This window comes from Kordia zhangzhouensis (assembly GCF_001005305.1).
In the GTDB taxonomy this organism is placed as follows: Bacteria; Bacteroidota; Bacteroidia; order Flavobacteriales; family Flavobacteriaceae; genus Kordia; species Kordia zhangzhouensis.
This window is the reverse complement of the sequence record NZ_LBMH01000005.1, coordinates 82,010-97,344: the sequence shown is the minus strand read 5'-3', so window position 1 is coordinate 97,344 and position 15,335 is coordinate 82,010. Positions and strand designations below refer to the sequence as shown.

Below are 15,335 nucleotides of genomic sequence, written 5' to 3'. Positions count from 1 at the left end.
AAAACGTTTCCTAAAACGTTTTCGTTGTTTATCTTTGGCAGTCTATGGAAAACATTAAATTAATAGAATGTCCTCGAGATGCCATGCAAGGCATCAAAATGTTTATTCCTACAGAAAAAAAGGTACAATACATTCAATCATTATTGCGTGTAGGCTTTGATACTATTGATTTTGGTAGCTTTGTATCACCAAAGGCAATACCACAAATGGTAGATACGGCAGATGTATTGGCTCGATTGGATTTATCAAACACAAAGAGTAAATTATTAGCAATTGTAGCGAATGTTAGAGGAGCTCAAGATGCTAGTAATCATCCCGAAATTCAATACTTAGGGTATCCTTTTTCTATCTCAGAAAACTTTCAAATGCGCAACACACATAAAACGATTGCGCAATCCATAGAAACATTACAAGAAATCCTCAACATTGCAGATAAAACCCACAAAGAAGTTGTAGCTTATTTATCAATGGGATTTGGAAATCCTTATGGAGATCCTTGGAATGTTGAAATTGTAGGAGAGTGGACAGAAAAACTTTCCAAATTAGGAGTAAGGATACTATCACTATCAGATACTGTAGGAACTTCTACACCAGAAGTAATTGATTACTTGTACTCAAATTTAATTCCGAAATATCCAACAATTGAGTTTGGAGCACATTTACACACAACTCCAAGTTCATGGCATGAAAAAATTGATGCAGCGTACAAAGCGGGTTGTAGACGTTTTGACGGAGCTATTCAAGGATTTGGAGGTTGTCCAATGGCAAAAGACGAATTAACAGGAAACATGCCAACCGAAAAGATGGTTTCTTATTTTACAGCTGTAAAAGCCGATTCAGGAATTCAAGCCATGAGTTTTGAATCTTCCTTCAATGAAGCTTCTAAAATTTTTCATCACTATCACTAGAAATAACAGGCGCATAAGTTCTCAAAACAACTAAGACAAGGATAATTATTAATAAATTGTTATCTGTAATTGTTTTAACTGTTAATTGGACAAAAAGTAGTATATTCGCATGCAATTATATTTTAATTGCACCATGACAGCACACAACAACAAAATTTTAGGCGAAGGATTAACGTATGACGATGTCCTCTTAGTGCCTGCGTATTCTGAAGTACTTCCTAGAGAAGTAAATATCCAAACAAAATTTACAAGAAACATAACAATAAACGTTCCAATCATCTCTGCAGCGATGGATACGGTTACCGAATCTGCAATGGCAATTGCAATGGCAAGAGAAGGCGGAATAGGTGTATTGCATAAAAACATGACGATTGAGCGTCAGGCGCAAAAAGTTAGAAAAGTAAAACGTGCTGAAAGCGGAATGATCATTGATCCAGTTACATTACCACTTACGGCAACAGTAGCTGATGCCAAAGCTAATATGCAAGAACATAGTATTGGAGGAATTCCAATAGTTTCGGAAGATGGAACGCTTAAAGGAATTGTTACCAATAGAGATTTACGTTTTGAGCACAATAATCAGCGTCCGATTGTAGAAGTAATGACGAGTAAAAATCTGGTAACTTCATCAGAAGGAACATCTTTAAAAGATGCGGAAGCAATCTTACAAAAAAATAAAATTGAAAAATTATTAATCGTTAACGATCAGTATAAACTGAAAGGGCTCATCACATTTCGAGATATAACAAAAGTAACACAAAAACCAATTGCAAATAAAGATTCGTATGGGCGTTTGCGTGTTGCTGCGGCATTAGGAGTTACCTTTGACGCTGTTGATAGAGCAGAAGCATTAGTAAAAGCTGGTGTAGATGCAGTTGTAATTGATACAGCGCATGGACATACCAAAGGTGTTGTGGAAGTATTAAAAGCAGTGAAAGCAAAATTCCCAACTCTTGAAGTAATTGTAGGGAACATTGCTACTGGATCGGCGGCAAAATACCTAGTAGAAGCTGGAGCAGATGCTGTAAAAGTAGGAATAGGTCCTGGGTCTATCTGTACAACAAGAGTTGTAGCAGGTGTAGGATTTCCTCAATTTTCTGCAGTATTGGAAGTTGCAGCGGCAATCAAAGGAAGCGGAGTTCCTGTAATTGCTGATGGAGGAATTCGTTATACAGGTGATATTCCAAAAGCAATTGCTGCCGGAGCCGATTCTGTAATGTTAGGTTCTTTATTGGCAGGAACTAAAGAATCTCCAGGAGAAACCATTATTTATGAAGGAAGAAAATTCAAAACGTATCGCGGGATGGGTTCTGTAGAAGCTATGAAACAAGGGTCTAAAGACCGTTATTTCCAAGATGTAGAGGCAGATATTAAAAAATTAGTACCAGAAGGGATTGTAGGTCGTGTTCCTTACAAAGGAAACTTAGATGAGAGTATTCATCAATTCATTGGCGGATTACGTGCAGGAATGGGATACTGTGGAGCAAAAGATATTGAAACACTTAAAGAAAACGGACAATTTGTGCGCATTACAGCAAGTGGAATTAATGAAAGTCATCCACATGATGTGGCTATTACCAAAGAAGCGCCAAATTATTCAAGAAGATAATAAAATCAGCGATTTTTTAAATATAAAAAGGCTGTTGTAATTTATACAACAGCCTTTTTCTTTACGCAATTTTCTATGGCTCAGTTGGAGCACATTGAATTGCACAAACGCCTTGATAACTTGTTTGAACACCATAACATAAGTCAACAAAGCGACTTGTGTAAATGTCTGAAAGTGTTCCTCCTTTGATAGCTTTCTCAGAAAGCGTGGAAATAGTTGTTTTTTTCAATTTCAGCGATTGTTGTAACTCTCTTTTTTTCATAATCATTTAAGTTTTGATTCTTATTTAAAGATATTAAACGCCTTATTTCCAATGAAGTACTATAACCTCAAAAGCATAAAAAAAACACCTCAAATTATTTAATTTGTGACTGTGTTGATCAATAAAAAAAGCCTTGTATTGACAATCAATACAAGGCCTTTATATCTTAAAATATAGTTTTTTTACTTTTTTGTTTCTATGTTCAATCCAAGCTTAGTAGCAACTTTAAGTGTAATGTCATATTGAGGATTTACATAGGCTAGCTCATTTCCATCAAGTGTAAATACTTGTGTATATTGCTCTTGTTTTGCAACTTCAGCTACAGCATTACTTACTTTTTGATACAATGGACGCATTAATTCGTCTTGTTTAATTTGAACTAATTGCACTGCATTTTGTCTGAATTTTTGAATATCAGCTTCTAATTCATAGATTTCTTGCTGTTTTTTCTTCTTGTCATCCTCTGTCATATCTTTAAAAGCCTTGTTCGCAGCTTCTACTTCTTTTCCATAGGCTTCCAATTTTGCTTTTAAATCATCTTGCAATTCTTTTTCATATGCTTGCATTCCTTTTTGAACGTCAGCAATTTCAGGCAATTTTGACACAAGAACGTTTACGTTTACAGTTCCTACTTTTGATTGAGCAGAAGCTGTAAAAGCACAACATACAATAGCGAGTGTGTAAAGTAAATGTTTAATTTTCATCGAATTAATTTTTTATTTTCAAAAGTTGGCTAATGTAATGAAAACATCATACCAAAAAACGAAATTTCTCAAAAAAAAGTTTTTATCACAAAATTATATGACACGTTGTCCGCGATGCGGCTTCAGTTTTTCACGCATAAAAGTAACATCTTCTTCATGAATAATCATTGTTGCGCACACATGCATTTCAGATAATTCTTCTACAGAAATCGATTCTCCATGAATTTGTTCAATGGTTATAAACTCTTTCAAATGGATACAATGATGAGCTGCTGTGCGTTGTGCTGCAGGACCTCTAAAGTCCCAAATGAGCTTAACTTTGGACATGATATGATAAAATTTGAGCAAAAATATAACTTTTGCTATTTAGCAACAATTTTAAATGCCTTTGTCAATGCTTTCGTAGAAATTTTTACGATATAAATATTATTTTTCGGCAGCGAAATATATTTAGAAAAAGAACCATTAATAGTCACATTTGTTAGATTGACTACTTGTTTTCCTAACAAATTATAAATTTCAATAGTGGCTTTATTTTTTTGCCCTATAACGATTAATTGCTCATTTGTATAACTCACTTTTAGAGTGTTTTTCTCTTGAAAATAAGTTTCTAAAGAGTATTGAATTGCATCCATTTGATGATTTATCCTTGAGGAAGCAATCATTCCTGTAGAAGTACACAATAGCAACAAAAAAAAGTACATTTGTTTCATCTGCATGGGTTTACAAAGGTTACACTTATTTTTTATACAATTCTTTATTAAGTATAAAATACCAACAATCAAGCCAAAAATTCATTAACATACAATAATCAACTTCGTTATAAGTTGTGAAATATTGATGAATTCTTATTTTTGTGAATCTCAAAAAAAAGAGATTAAAAAAAGTTATCTCAAAAAATAGAGTTGATAACAACAATATTGATAAACTTTTATTCAAAAGCATAAAAAAAAAAATGATCAATGAAAAATAGCATTCAATTTCTCATTTTATTAGTAAGCACATTGACTTGTTTTGCTCAATCTAAAAAAGATAAAGTATTATTTACAATAGAAGATGAGCCAACCTATGTGTCTGAGTTTTCTCGTGTGTACAAAAAAAATCTAGACATTATTGATGAAAAAGATCAAAAAGAGATTGAAGAATACTTTGATCTGTTTGTTGAATATAAATTAAAGCTAAAAGAAGCTAGAAATCTTCAACTAGATGAAAAAGACGCTTACAAAAAGGAGTTGGCGGGCTACAGAAAACAATTAGCACATAATTACTTAACAGATGATAATGCTACAGAAAAATTAGTGAAAGAAGCATACAACCGTATGCAAAAAGAGGTAAAAGCAAGTCACATATTGATAAAAGTCACTTTGGATGCGGCTCCAAAAGATACCATAGCAGCCTATGAAAAAATAATGGACATTCGTAAAAAGGTTGTAAATGGAGGTGATTTTGGAGAATTGGCTGTAAGCTATTCTGATGATCCTTCGGCTAAAGGCAATACACGAATGTCAGGAAATAAAGGAAATCTTGGATATTTTTCGGCCTTTAGAATGGTATATCCTTTCGAATCTGCAGCTTTCAATACCAAAATCGGTGATGTTTCTATGCCAGTGCGTACACAATTTGGATATCATTTAATTAAAGTAGAAGATGTTCGTGAAAATGTAGGCGAAGTTACAGTAGCACATATTTTGTTATTAGACAAAAAAGAAGAAGAAAACTCAGAAAATCCTGAGCAAAAAATCAAAGATATATATAGTCAAATTCAAAACGGAAGCGATTTTGGAACATTGGCCAAACGCTTCTCTGAAGATAGAAGTTCAGGAGTTAATAATGGGCGTTTGCCAAAATTTGGGCGAGGACGTTTGCGTTCTAAAGTGTTTGAAGATATAGCTTTTTCGCTTAAAGAGCCTAATGAAATCTCTAAACCGTTTAAGTCTGAATTTGGATGGCATATTGTTCAGTTGGTTTCTAAACATCCGATGAAAAGTTATGAGGAAGAAAAACCAGTGCTAGAACGAAAAATTAAAAATGATAAACGTTCAAATGTTATCAATTCATCCATACTTAAAAAAATAAAAAAACTCTATACAATAAATGAAGGAGTAACCGCTAGAAGTGATTTTTACCAATTAGCTTCTGACCCCTCTTTTTTTACAAGAAATTGGCAAAAACCTTCGGATACGTCTTTTTTACAAAAAACAGCATTTTCGGTTAAGGATACGGCGATCAATTATGACGAATTTATAACATACCTGTTAAAGCTAAGTGGTCGAATGACAGCTAAAAATCCTGATGCAAAAAGCTTTATCAATCATCACTACAAAGAATTTATGGATGCTCGATTATTAGCATTTTATGAAAACGATTTGGAAAACGTAAACGAAGAATTTGCAGCTATTTATGGTGAATATCGTGACGGACTTTTACTATTTGATTTGATGGAAGATCAAATATGGAATAAAGCAAAAACGGATACGATTGGCTTAGAAAAATTCTTTAATGCACATAAAGAAGATTATAAGTGGAACAAGCGAGTTGAAGCTGTGATTGCGTCTTGTACGCAAGAGACTGCTGCAAAAAAAGTGCAACAATTATTAAAAGAAGGGAAATCATTAGACGAAATCAAGAAAGAAGTAAATAAAAATGGGCAAGTCAATGTTATCTTTTCTCCAGGAGTTTATGAAGAAGGGCATAGAAATCTTCCAGAAGATTTTCAATTCAACATGGGGATTTCTAGTATATTTAAAGACGGTCAAGATGGTTTAACGATTGTTAAAGTGAATAACATCATTCCTGCAAGTTACAAGGAACTTTCTGAAGTAAAAGGGAAAGTAATCAGCGACTATCAGGTTTATCTTGAAAAGGAATGGATAAAAAACTTAAAGAAAAACTATAAAATCAAGATAAATAAAAAAACATATCGCAAACTAGAAAAATTAGTTAAGTAAAGTCAAATTGAAAAAAATAAGTATCATACTTGCTGTATTCTTATGTGTTTCGTGCGAATACTTTCAACCTTCAAATACGGGGGAAGCAATTGCTAGAGTGGGAGAAAGTTATTTGTATAAAAGCGATTTAGAACCATTTCTTTCAGATAATATGTCGCCAGAAGATAGCGCAGTTGTTGTAAATAACTATATCAATCGTTGGGCAAGCCAAGAACTATTCATTCAAGGTGCAAAAATCAATTTACCTCCAGAAAAGCAAGATGCTTTCGAAGAATTGGTAGAAGAATACCGCCGCGATTTATACATTGAAGCGTATAAAGAAGCGATTGTTAAAAAAAATATTGATACAACTGTCACTGCCGCAGATGAAAAAGCGTTTTATGAGGCAAACAAAGAAAACTTCAAACTAAATGAAGAGTTATTAAAATTGCGTTATATCAATATAGGTAAAGACAACTCAAATATCAAAAATATTACAGAACACTTTAAGCGTTTCAATACTGAAGATAAAACAGCATTAGATTCCCTAGCGATTCAATTTAAAAACTACTCATTAAATGATTCAATATGGGTAAAAGAAACTCAAGTGTTCAATAAAATTCCAGTCATTACCAGCGAAAACAAAGAGAAATACTTAAAAAAATCACAATTTTCTCAAATAGAAGATTCATTAGAAGTATATTTGGTGCAAATTGAGGATAAAGTAGGTAGAAATGATATTGCACCACTTGCATATGTACGTCCTACAGTACGGCAGATTATTCTCAACAAACGAAAGTTAGAATATATCAGAAAATTAGAAAAAGACATCACAAAAGATGCAATTAAGCAAAAACAGTTTGAAATATATAAATAATACAATGAAGCTAAGTATTTATGTACTTGTGCTGCTTGTTACATTGGGAATGCAAGCGCAAGAAATGGCAGATGAATCAATGGTAACAACTACCATGGAGGAAGTGAAAACGCAAGTAAAAGATTCTACTCAACCAACTTCTCAACGCATCAAAATTGATGGAGTAGCAGCAGTAGTTGGTGATTTTATCATTTTAGAATCAGATGTTGATAAGACATTCTTAGACTTACGACAACAAGGTCTTTCTATTGAAGGATTGACACGTTGTAAACTTCTAGGAAAACTCATGGAAGATAAATTATATGCACACCAAGCTATTCAGGATAGTATTGAGGTATCTCCAGGAGAAGTACAAGATCGTGTAAATCAAAACATTGAATATTTTAAACAACAAACAGGAGGTATGGAAGAGCTACTGAAATTCTATGCAATGGAAGATGAGGCTACCTTACGTGAACGTTTAACAGAAATTACTAAAATAAATATCTTAACACAGCGTATGCAGTCTAGAGTTGTGGAAGATGTAGAAATTACACCAGAAGAAGTGCGTCAGTTTTTTGAAAAAATTCCTGAAGATCAACGTCCAGTAATTGGTGTAGAGTTGGAAGTATCGCAAATTATTATAGCACCAGAACCTTCTCAAGAAGCAGTTGATAAGGTAGTCAATAAATTAAAAGAAATTAAAGCTGATGTTGAAGCTGGTTCTAGTTTTGGAACGAAAGCAATTTTATATTCAAAAGATAGAGCGTCTGGACGACAAGGAGGATTGATGCCAATCAATAAAAGGATGCCTTTGGCAAAAGAATTTAAAGATATGGCTTTCTCTTTGCAACAAGGCGAAATCTCTGATCCGTTTGAGACTGATTTTGGATGGCACATCGTGATGGTAGACAAAGTTCGTGGACAAGAAAGAGATGTACGTCATATTTTACTAATTCCAGAAATTACAAATGATCGTTTAGAAGCAGCTCGTAAGGAAATCGATACGCTGCGCCAACGAATTGTAGCGGGAGAACTTACATTTGAAGAAGCGGCGCGTTCTTTCTCTGACGACAAAGAAACACGAAACAATGGAGGAAAACTAATCAATCCTGCAACATTCGATACGCATTTTGAATTGACAAAAATGGATCCGGAGCAGTATGCACAAATTGAGCCACTTAAAGGAGATGAGGTTTCTATTCCGTTATTGGATGAAACTCGCACAGGACAAAAACGATTCAAGCTACTCAAAGTAACAAATCGTTATGATGAACATGTGGCGGATTATTCCAAAGACTACATCAAAATTAAAAGCTTGGCACTAAAAGAAAAGCAGTTAAAAGAAGTAGAAAAATGGATTACTCAAAAAATAAAAGATACATACATTAATGTAAACTCAGGAAATCGCGATTGCGAATTCCAAAATAACTGGCTAAAAAAATAAAGATTTCCTATGTCTGATGTTGCTGCTATTGAAAACCTTGTAATGAAACACAAGGAACTCAAAAACGAAATCTCCAAAATAATTGTAGGGCAAGAAACAGTAATAGACCAAATATTACTCTCTATATTTTCAGGAGGTCATGCTCTTTTAATTGGTGTTCCAGGATTAGCAAAAACATTAATGGTAAATACTATTGCAACAACCTTAGGACTAGACTTTAAACGTATTCAGTTTACACCAGATTTAATGCCTAGTGATATTCTAGGAAGTGAAATTTTAGATGAATCGCGCAATTTCAAGTTCATCAAAGGACCTATCTTTGCTAATATTATTTTGGCAGATGAAATCAATCGTACACCACCAAAAACGCAGGCAGCTTTACTAGAGGCCATGCAAGAACGTGCGGTAACTGTTGCTGGACATCATTACAAACTAGACTTACCATACTTTGTATTAGCAACGCAAAACCCAATTGAGCAAGAAGGCACGTATCCGTTACCAGAAGCGCAATTAGACCGTTTTATGTTTGCCATTCACTTAACATATCCAACGTTTGACGAAGAAGTACAAGTAGTAAAAGCCACGACTACTGATGTAGAAGCTTCTGTAAAAGCACTATTCAGCGCGCAAGAAATCATTACAATTCAAAAACTCATTCGTAAAATTCCTGTGGCGGATAATGTAATTGAATATGCAGTTCGTTTGGTATCGAAAACACGTCCTAAAGAAAGTGCAGCAACTGATGTTGTAAAACAATATGTAGATTGGGGAGCAGGACCAAGAGCTTCACAAAACCTCATTTTAGCGGCAAAAGCGCATGCGGCAATCAATGGGAAGTTTTCTCCAGACATTGAAGATGTGCAAGCGGTTGCTATCGGAATCTTATCACACAGAGTCATTAGAAATTACAAAGCCGAAGCAGAAGGCATCACGATTGAAAAGATTATTACGAGTTTATTTTAAAATAATGTTTTATAAATATTGATGTACAATGTTTATTTAAAATCAATTGCATCAAAAAAAAGCTTCAAATTATCAATTTCGTAATTTGAAGCTTTTTTTTTGTTTTATTTTAAATAAAATTCAATAAAATCTAAAAATCAATAAAAATTATAAGCTTAAAATAATGGTATATTGTTGATTTTTAAAAACAAAGATAATTTTGTAATTTCGCAGGACTTTCTAAACACTAAAAAAGAAATATATGGCCTTTGATATTGATATGATAAAAAAGGTTTACGAAACAATAGTAGAGCGTGTAGATAAAGCGCGTGAAATTACTGGTAAACCATTAACTCTTTCAGAAAAAATATTATACGCTCACTTGTGGGATGGAATGCCAAACAAGGCATTTGTACGAGGAAAAGATTATGTAGATTTTGCTCCAGACCGTATTGCATGTCAAGATGCAACTGCGCAAATGGCGTTATTGCAATTTATGCAAGCTGGAAAAAACAAAGTAGCAGTGCCTACTACGGTGCATTGTGATCACTTGATTCAAGCAAAAGTTGGTGCAAGTGCTGATTTACAGTCTGCCATGAACAATAGCAGTGAAGTATTCAATTTCTTAGAGTCAGTATCAAACAAATATGGAATAGGATTCTGGAAGCCAGGTGCAGGAATCATTCACCAAGTAGTTTTAGAAAACTATGCTTTTCCTGGTGGAATGATGATAGGAACCGATTCACACACCGTAAATGCTGGTGGATTAGGAATGGTAGCTGTTGGAGTTGGTGGTGCAGATGCAGTGGATGTAATGGCTGGAATGCCTTGGGAATTAAAGTTTCCTAAATTGATAGGTGTAAAGTTAACAGGAAAACTTTCGGGGTGGACTGCACCGAAAGATGTAATTTTAAAAGTAGCAGGTATTGTTTCTGCAAAAGGAGGAACAGGAGCTATTGTTGAATATTTTGGACCAGGAGCCGTTTCTATGTCATGTACAGGGAAAGGAACAATCTGTAATATGGGGGCTGAAATTGGAGCAACTACTTCTACTTTTGGATACGATGCGTCTATGGAGCGTTACTTGCGTGCTACTGATAGAGCAGAAGTCGCTGATGCTGCAAATGAGGTAAAAGACTATTTAACAGGAGATACTGAAGTATATGCAAACCCAGAGCAATATTTTGACCAAGTAATAGAAATTAACTTATCGGAATTATTACCTCACTTAAACGGACCATTTACTCCAGATTTGGCTACACCAGTAGGAACAATGACTGATAAGGCTATCAAAAATGATTGGCCATTGCAAGTAGAATGGGGATTAATAGGCTCTTGTACAAACTCTTCTTATGAAGATTTGTCTAGAGCAGCTTCTATTGCACAACAAGCATTAGATAAAGGACTAAAAACAAAAGCAGAATTTGGTATAAACCCTGGTTCTGAGCAAGTTAGATATACTGCCGAGCGTGATGGAATTTTAGATGTGTTTGAAAAATTAGATGCAAAAATATTTACCAATGCTTGTGGACCATGTATTGGACAATGGGCACGTTACAGTGATCCGAAAAATGCTCCAAAAAACAGTATTGTGCACTCGTTCAACAGAAACTTTGCAAAACGTGCTGATGGAAACCCAAATACACATGCATTCGTAGCTTCTCCAGAAATCACAGCTGCAATTGCAATTGCGGGACGATTAGATTTTAATCCAATTACAGATAAGCTAATCAACGAAAACGGAGAAGAAGTAATGTTAGATGAACCAACAGGTTGGGAATTACCTCCAAAAGGTTTTGATGTGGAAGATAATGGATACCTTGCCCCAGTTGAAGACGGAAGTAATGTAGTAGTTTCAGTAGCTGATGATTCTGAACGTCTACAATTGCTAACTCCTTTTGAACCAATTGGCAATGATATTACAGGCGCTAAATTATTGATTAAGGCGTTTGGGAAATGTACGACTGACCATATTTCAATGGCAGGACCTTGGTTGCGTTTCCGTGGGCATTTAGATAACATTGCAAATAACACGTTAATTGGGGCAGTAAATGCATTCAATAAAAAGACAAACTTTGTAAAAAGTCAATTAGACGGAGAATACGGAGGTGTTCCAGATGTGCAACGTGCTTACAAAGCTGCAGGAATCAAAACCATAGTAGTTGGAGATCACAACTATGGAGAGGGATCTTCTCGTGAGCATGCTGCAATGCAACCAAGACATTTAGGAGTAGCTGCTGTACTTGTAAAATCGTTTGCTCGTATTCACGAAACAAACTTGAAAAAACAAGGAATGTTGGCACTTACATTTGTTAATGAAAATGATTATAACCTTATTCAAGAAGATGATACTTTTAACTTCTTAGATCTAAATAAATTTGCTCCTGATACACCATTAACCATTGAAGTGGTACATGCAGATGGTAGTAAAGATATGATTAAGGCTAATCATACGTACAATCAAAGTCAAATTGATTGGTACAAAGCAGGTTCTGCATTAAACTTAATTAAAGAACAAAACGCTTCGTAACTAACAAAACACTATATAAAAAAAGCTCTGAATGAAAATTCAGAGCTTTTTTATACTTTTCTTCACCGCAGTACAGTATTCTTACACTGTTGCATAGGGTTTTGTATCATTTTGTGAATTTTTTCTAGTTTTCTATTCAAACTGGAACAGTTACTAAAGCTTTACTTGCATACGGTGCTTTTAAAAAGAGTACTTTTCTTCGGGATTTTAATACTCAATGAAAAATAAGGGCTGTTTTTAAAATATTGAAAATCAATTATTATTTTTTTTTAATGATATGTTGTATCGCCTATTATAAAGATTACATCTATAAAAATTAACTTGCAAACAAACATTTGGCAGTACGGACATTAATTAAGAAATTTGCATTTTAAATGTGCATACTTGAGAGTTACTAAAACAATTTCCCTTCAGAATCCTCAAAAAATAAAGCAGCAGTTACTGCTTTGGAGTCAGCAATTTGATGAAATAATTTGGCTTGATTCTAACGATTATCATTCAAAAAACAGTAACTATGATGCAATCTTAGCAGTAGAAGCGCTTACACTTTTGCAAACAGATTATGTAAACGCTTTTCAAAAATTACAAGAGTATCAACAGTTGACCAATGATTGGATTTTTGGCTACTTATCATATGACTTGAAAAATGATGTAGAAAAGAATTTAGTGTCTCAAAATTATGACGGACTTGAATTTCCAGAATTGTACTTTTTTCAACCTAAAAAATTATTTCTCTTAAAAAATAATACATTAGAAGTTCAGTATTTACCAATGGTTGATGATGAATTGGAAGATGATTTAAAAACTATTCTTTCAAGTGAAATTGACCAGTCTTTATTTTCACATTCTGCTTCCAATAAAGAAGAGCGTCCTAAAATAAAACTTCGTATTCATAAAGATGAATACTATGAGAAAGTGACGCAAATGTTAGCACATATTCATCGAGGGGATATTTATGAAGCTAATTTCTGTCAAGAGTTTTATGCTGAAAACGCTGAAATTGATCCACTTTCAACCTATATTCACTTAAATTCAATCTCAAAGCCTCCATTTGCTACATACATACGTTTAAATAATCAATTCATTTTATCAGCTTCTCCAGAACGGTATATTCAAAAAAAAGGAACCAAAGTCATTTCTCAACCCATTAAAGGAACCGCAAAACGATTGAAAAACCCTATGGAGGATCAAAAAATTGCAACCCAATTGCAGACAGATGAGAAAGAACGTGCGGAAAATATCATGATTGTTGATTTGGTACGAAATGATCTTTCTAAAACGGCAATGAAAGGAAGCGTAAAAGTAGAAGAACTTTGTAAAATATACTCTTTTCCGCAAGTTCATCAAATGATATCTACCGTAGTATCTGAAGTAGCAGAAACACAAAATCCAATAGAGATTCTGAAAACTACTTTTCCAATGGGAAGTATGACAGGTGCGCCAAAAATTTCTGCTATGCAGATTATTGAAAACTTAGAGGAAACCAAACGAGGAATTTACTCAGGTGCAATAGGATATTTTACTCCAAATAATGATTTTGACTTCAATGTAGTAATTCGTACAATTTTATATGACAAAATTAAAAAATATGTTTCCTATTCGGTTGGTGGAGCAATTACAGCAAAGTCTATTCCAGAGAAAGAATATGAGGAATGTTTGTTAAAAGCAAAAGCGATGCGTGAAGCATTAGAAAACTAACATTTCTAAGTCGTTTTATTTGAAAATTCGGCTATTTAATTATCTTTGGGAAACTAAGTATAATAAGGGATTTACTCTGTTAAGCCTATTCGTTTGCTAGAGAATTTTACAAAACATATTACAACACACTTTCCTTTTTTAACACAGAAAAAATTGCTAGTCGCTGTGAGTGGTGGATTGGATAGTGTTGTATTGGCAAAAATATGTTCTGAAGCTACTTTTTCTTTTGCGATAGCTCATTGTAACTTTCAATTGAGAGATGCCGAAAGTGATCAAGACGAAGTATTCGTTGCGACTTTAGCGAACGAACTGAAAGTGTTGACACATATACAAAGATTCAATACAGAAATGTATGCGAATGAGCATAAAATATCTATCCAAATGGCAGCTCGAAAATTGCGTTACGATTGGTTTCAAGAGCTTATCAAAGAATTTAATTATGATTTTATTCTTACAGCACATCATAAAGATGATATGCTAGAGACTTTTTTAATCAATTTGTCAAGAGGAACCGGAATAGAAGGGTTGACAGGAATTCCTGAGCAAAATGGAAATATAATACGTCCGTTATTAGCTTTTTCTCGAAGCGAAATTCAGAAATTTGCAGAAGCGAAGCAGTTATCATGGAGGGAAGATAGTAGTAATGCTTCCACTAAATATGTTCGTAATAAAATTCGTCATGAAATTGTTCCGAAATTAAAAGAATTGCATCCATCATTTTTGGCTAATTTTGAGAAAACTCAAGAGCATCTGCGTGAAAGTGAATTTATTATAAAGGATACAATTACAAAACTCAGAGAAAAACTCGTAAAAAAAATATCTGAAGATATATATCAAATAAAGATTGCTACAATCCATAATTTATCGCATCCTAAAGCGTATTTATACGAGTTGTTAAAAGTGTATGGATTTACTTCTTGGACTGATGTTATAGATTTATTAGAAGGACAAACAGGGAAGCAAATATTTTCAAAAGAATTTCGTTTAATCAAAAATAGAGAGTATTTACTGTTACAAAGACAATCAGAAAATGAACAATCGACGGAATTTTTAATTCCAAATTTAATATCAAGCATACAAAAACCTATTCAGTTACACATTGAAGAAGTAACTCAGATTACTAACACTTCAAACACCGTTCTTTATTTGGATAAAGAGATGTTAAAATTTCCTTTAATCGTAAGAAAATGGCAAAAAGGAGACTATTTTTATCCAGTGGGAATGAAGGGAAAAAAGAAATTGAGCAAGTACTTTAAAGATGAAAAGTATTCACTGATTGAAAAAGAACAACAATGGCTGCTTTGTAACGAAAATGATATTGTATGGATTATCGGGAAACGCTCAGATAATCGATATAAAATAACCCAACCAACTAACACTATTATTAAGCTAACATTGCAATGAAATGAGTCAAAAAGATGTTAAAAAATAAGAAACATGACGATTGACAAA

At 33.8% G+C, this 15,335-nt stretch carries 13 protein-coding genes; 9 read left to right on the top strand and 4 right to left on the bottom strand.

Going from position 1 to position 15,335, the window contains the following annotated elements:
• Positions 1-44: 44 nt before the first annotated feature.
• Together AA088_RS09085 and guaB are read left to right on the top strand one after the other, a co-directional pair.
• Positions 45-908, top strand: coding sequence for a hydroxymethylglutaryl-CoA lyase (locus tag AA088_RS09085; RefSeq protein WP_046744678.1), 864 nt, complete (start codon positions 45-47; stop codon positions 906-908).
• A gap of 133 nt (positions 909-1,041) precedes the next feature.
• Entirely contained in the window at positions 1,042-2,517 is a 1,476-nt protein-coding gene (gene guaB / locus AA088_RS09080; protein WP_046744677.1) for an IMP dehydrogenase, read from the top strand.
• Between the two features lie 73 nt (positions 2,518-2,590).
• Here the strand turns inward: guaB and AA088_RS09075 are convergent, their stop codons facing one another.
• From AA088_RS09075 to AA088_RS09060, 4 genes are all read right to left on the bottom strand, one after another.
• Positions 2,591-2,779 carry a hypothetical protein gene (locus tag AA088_RS09075; RefSeq protein ID WP_157547129.1) on the bottom strand — a complete coding sequence of 63 codons (189 nt, stop codon included), beginning with the start codon at positions 2,777-2,779 and terminating at the stop codon, positions 2,591-2,593.
• A gap of 182 nt (positions 2,780-2,961) precedes the next feature.
• Positions 2,962-3,483, bottom strand: a complete 522-nt coding sequence (locus tag AA088_RS09070; RefSeq protein ID WP_046744675.1) for an OmpH family outer membrane protein — start codon at positions 3,481-3,483, stop codon at positions 2,962-2,964.
• A gap of 93 nt (positions 3,484-3,576) precedes the next feature.
• Positions 3,577-3,810 (bottom strand): hypothetical protein, encoded by a 234-nt coding sequence (locus AA088_RS09065; protein ID WP_046744674.1) that lies wholly within the window; start codon positions 3,808-3,810, stop codon positions 3,577-3,579.
• A gap of 35 nt (positions 3,811-3,845) precedes the next feature.
• Positions 3,846-4,196, bottom strand: coding sequence for a T9SS type A sorting domain-containing protein (locus tag AA088_RS09060; protein ID WP_046744673.1), 351 nt, complete (start codon positions 4,194-4,196; stop codon positions 3,846-3,848).
• Between the two features lie 249 nt (positions 4,197-4,445).
• Here AA088_RS09060 and AA088_RS09055 point away from each other — a divergent pair, with 249 nt between their 5' ends.
• The 7 genes from AA088_RS09055 to tilS all read left to right on the top strand — a co-directional run bounded on the left by AA088_RS09055 (position 4,446) and on the right by tilS (position 15,287).
• Positions 4,446-6,431: a peptidylprolyl isomerase gene (locus tag AA088_RS09055; protein WP_046744672.1), complete on the top strand. Its 1,986-nt coding sequence runs from the start codon at positions 4,446-4,448 to the stop codon at positions 6,429-6,431.
• Between the two features lie 7 nt (positions 6,432-6,438).
• Positions 6,439-7,287 (top strand): peptidylprolyl isomerase, encoded by an 849-nt coding sequence (locus tag AA088_RS09050; RefSeq protein ID WP_046744671.1) that lies wholly within the window; start codon positions 6,439-6,441, stop codon positions 7,285-7,287.
• Between the two features lie 4 nt (positions 7,288-7,291).
• Positions 7,292-8,713, top strand: coding sequence for a peptidylprolyl isomerase (locus tag AA088_RS09045; RefSeq protein WP_241483399.1), 1,422 nt, complete (start codon positions 7,292-7,294; stop codon positions 8,711-8,713).
• Positions 8,714-8,722: 9 nt separating this feature from the next.
• Positions 8,723-9,676 (top strand): AAA family ATPase, encoded by a 954-nt coding sequence (locus tag AA088_RS09040; protein ID WP_046744669.1) that lies wholly within the window; start codon positions 8,723-8,725, stop codon positions 9,674-9,676.
• Positions 9,677-9,917: 241 nt separating this feature from the next.
• Complete coding sequence (locus AA088_RS09035) at positions 9,918-12,185, top strand: aconitate hydratase (RefSeq protein ID WP_046744668.1); 2,268 nt, start codon at positions 9,918-9,920, stop codon at positions 12,183-12,185.
• 384 nt (positions 12,186-12,569) lie between these two features.
• The gene (gene pabB / locus AA088_RS09030) at positions 12,570-13,883 is read left to right on the top strand and encodes an aminodeoxychorismate synthase component I (RefSeq protein ID WP_046744667.1); all 1,314 of its coding nucleotides are present in this window, start codon (positions 12,570-12,572) and stop codon (positions 13,881-13,883) included.
• A gap of 93 nt (positions 13,884-13,976) precedes the next feature.
• Positions 13,977-15,287 (top strand): tRNA lysidine(34) synthetase TilS, encoded by a 1,311-nt coding sequence (tilS, locus tag AA088_RS09025; protein WP_046744666.1) that lies wholly within the window; start codon positions 13,977-13,979, stop codon positions 15,285-15,287.
• Positions 15,288-15,335: the final 48 nt, after the last annotated feature.

What these genes read in the sequence shown, in the direction of transcription:
- AA088_RS09085 (WP_046744678.1), top strand. Translation starts at nt 45, where the DNA reads ATGGAAAACATTAAATTAATAGAATGTCCTCGAGATGCCATGCAAGGC.
- guaB (WP_046744677.1), top strand. Translation starts at nt 1,042, where the DNA reads ATGACAGCACACAACAACAAAATTTTAGGCGAAGGATTAACGTATGAC.
- AA088_RS09075 (WP_157547129.1), bottom strand. Translation starts at nt 2,779, where the DNA reads ATGAAAAAAAGAGAGTTACAACAATCGCTGAAATTGAAAAAAACAACT.
- AA088_RS09070 (WP_046744675.1), bottom strand. Translation starts at nt 3,483, where the DNA reads ATGAAAATTAAACATTTACTTTACACACTCGCTATTGTATGTTGTGCT.
- AA088_RS09065 (WP_046744674.1), bottom strand. Translation starts at nt 3,810, where the DNA reads ATGTCCAAAGTTAAGCTCATTTGGGACTTTAGAGGTCCTGCAGCACAA.
- AA088_RS09060 (WP_046744673.1), bottom strand. Translation starts at nt 4,196, where the DNA reads ATGAAACAAATGTACTTTTTTTTGTTGCTATTGTGTACTTCTACAGGA.
- AA088_RS09055 (WP_046744672.1), top strand. Translation starts at nt 4,446, where the DNA reads ATGAAAAATAGCATTCAATTTCTCATTTTATTAGTAAGCACATTGACT.
- AA088_RS09045 (WP_241483399.1), top strand. Translation starts at nt 7,292, where the DNA reads ATGAAGCTAAGTATTTATGTACTTGTGCTGCTTGTTACATTGGGAATG.
- AA088_RS09040 (WP_046744669.1), top strand. Translation starts at nt 8,723, where the DNA reads ATGTCTGATGTTGCTGCTATTGAAAACCTTGTAATGAAACACAAGGAA.
- AA088_RS09035 (WP_046744668.1), top strand. Translation starts at nt 9,918, where the DNA reads ATGGCCTTTGATATTGATATGATAAAAAAGGTTTACGAAACAATAGTA.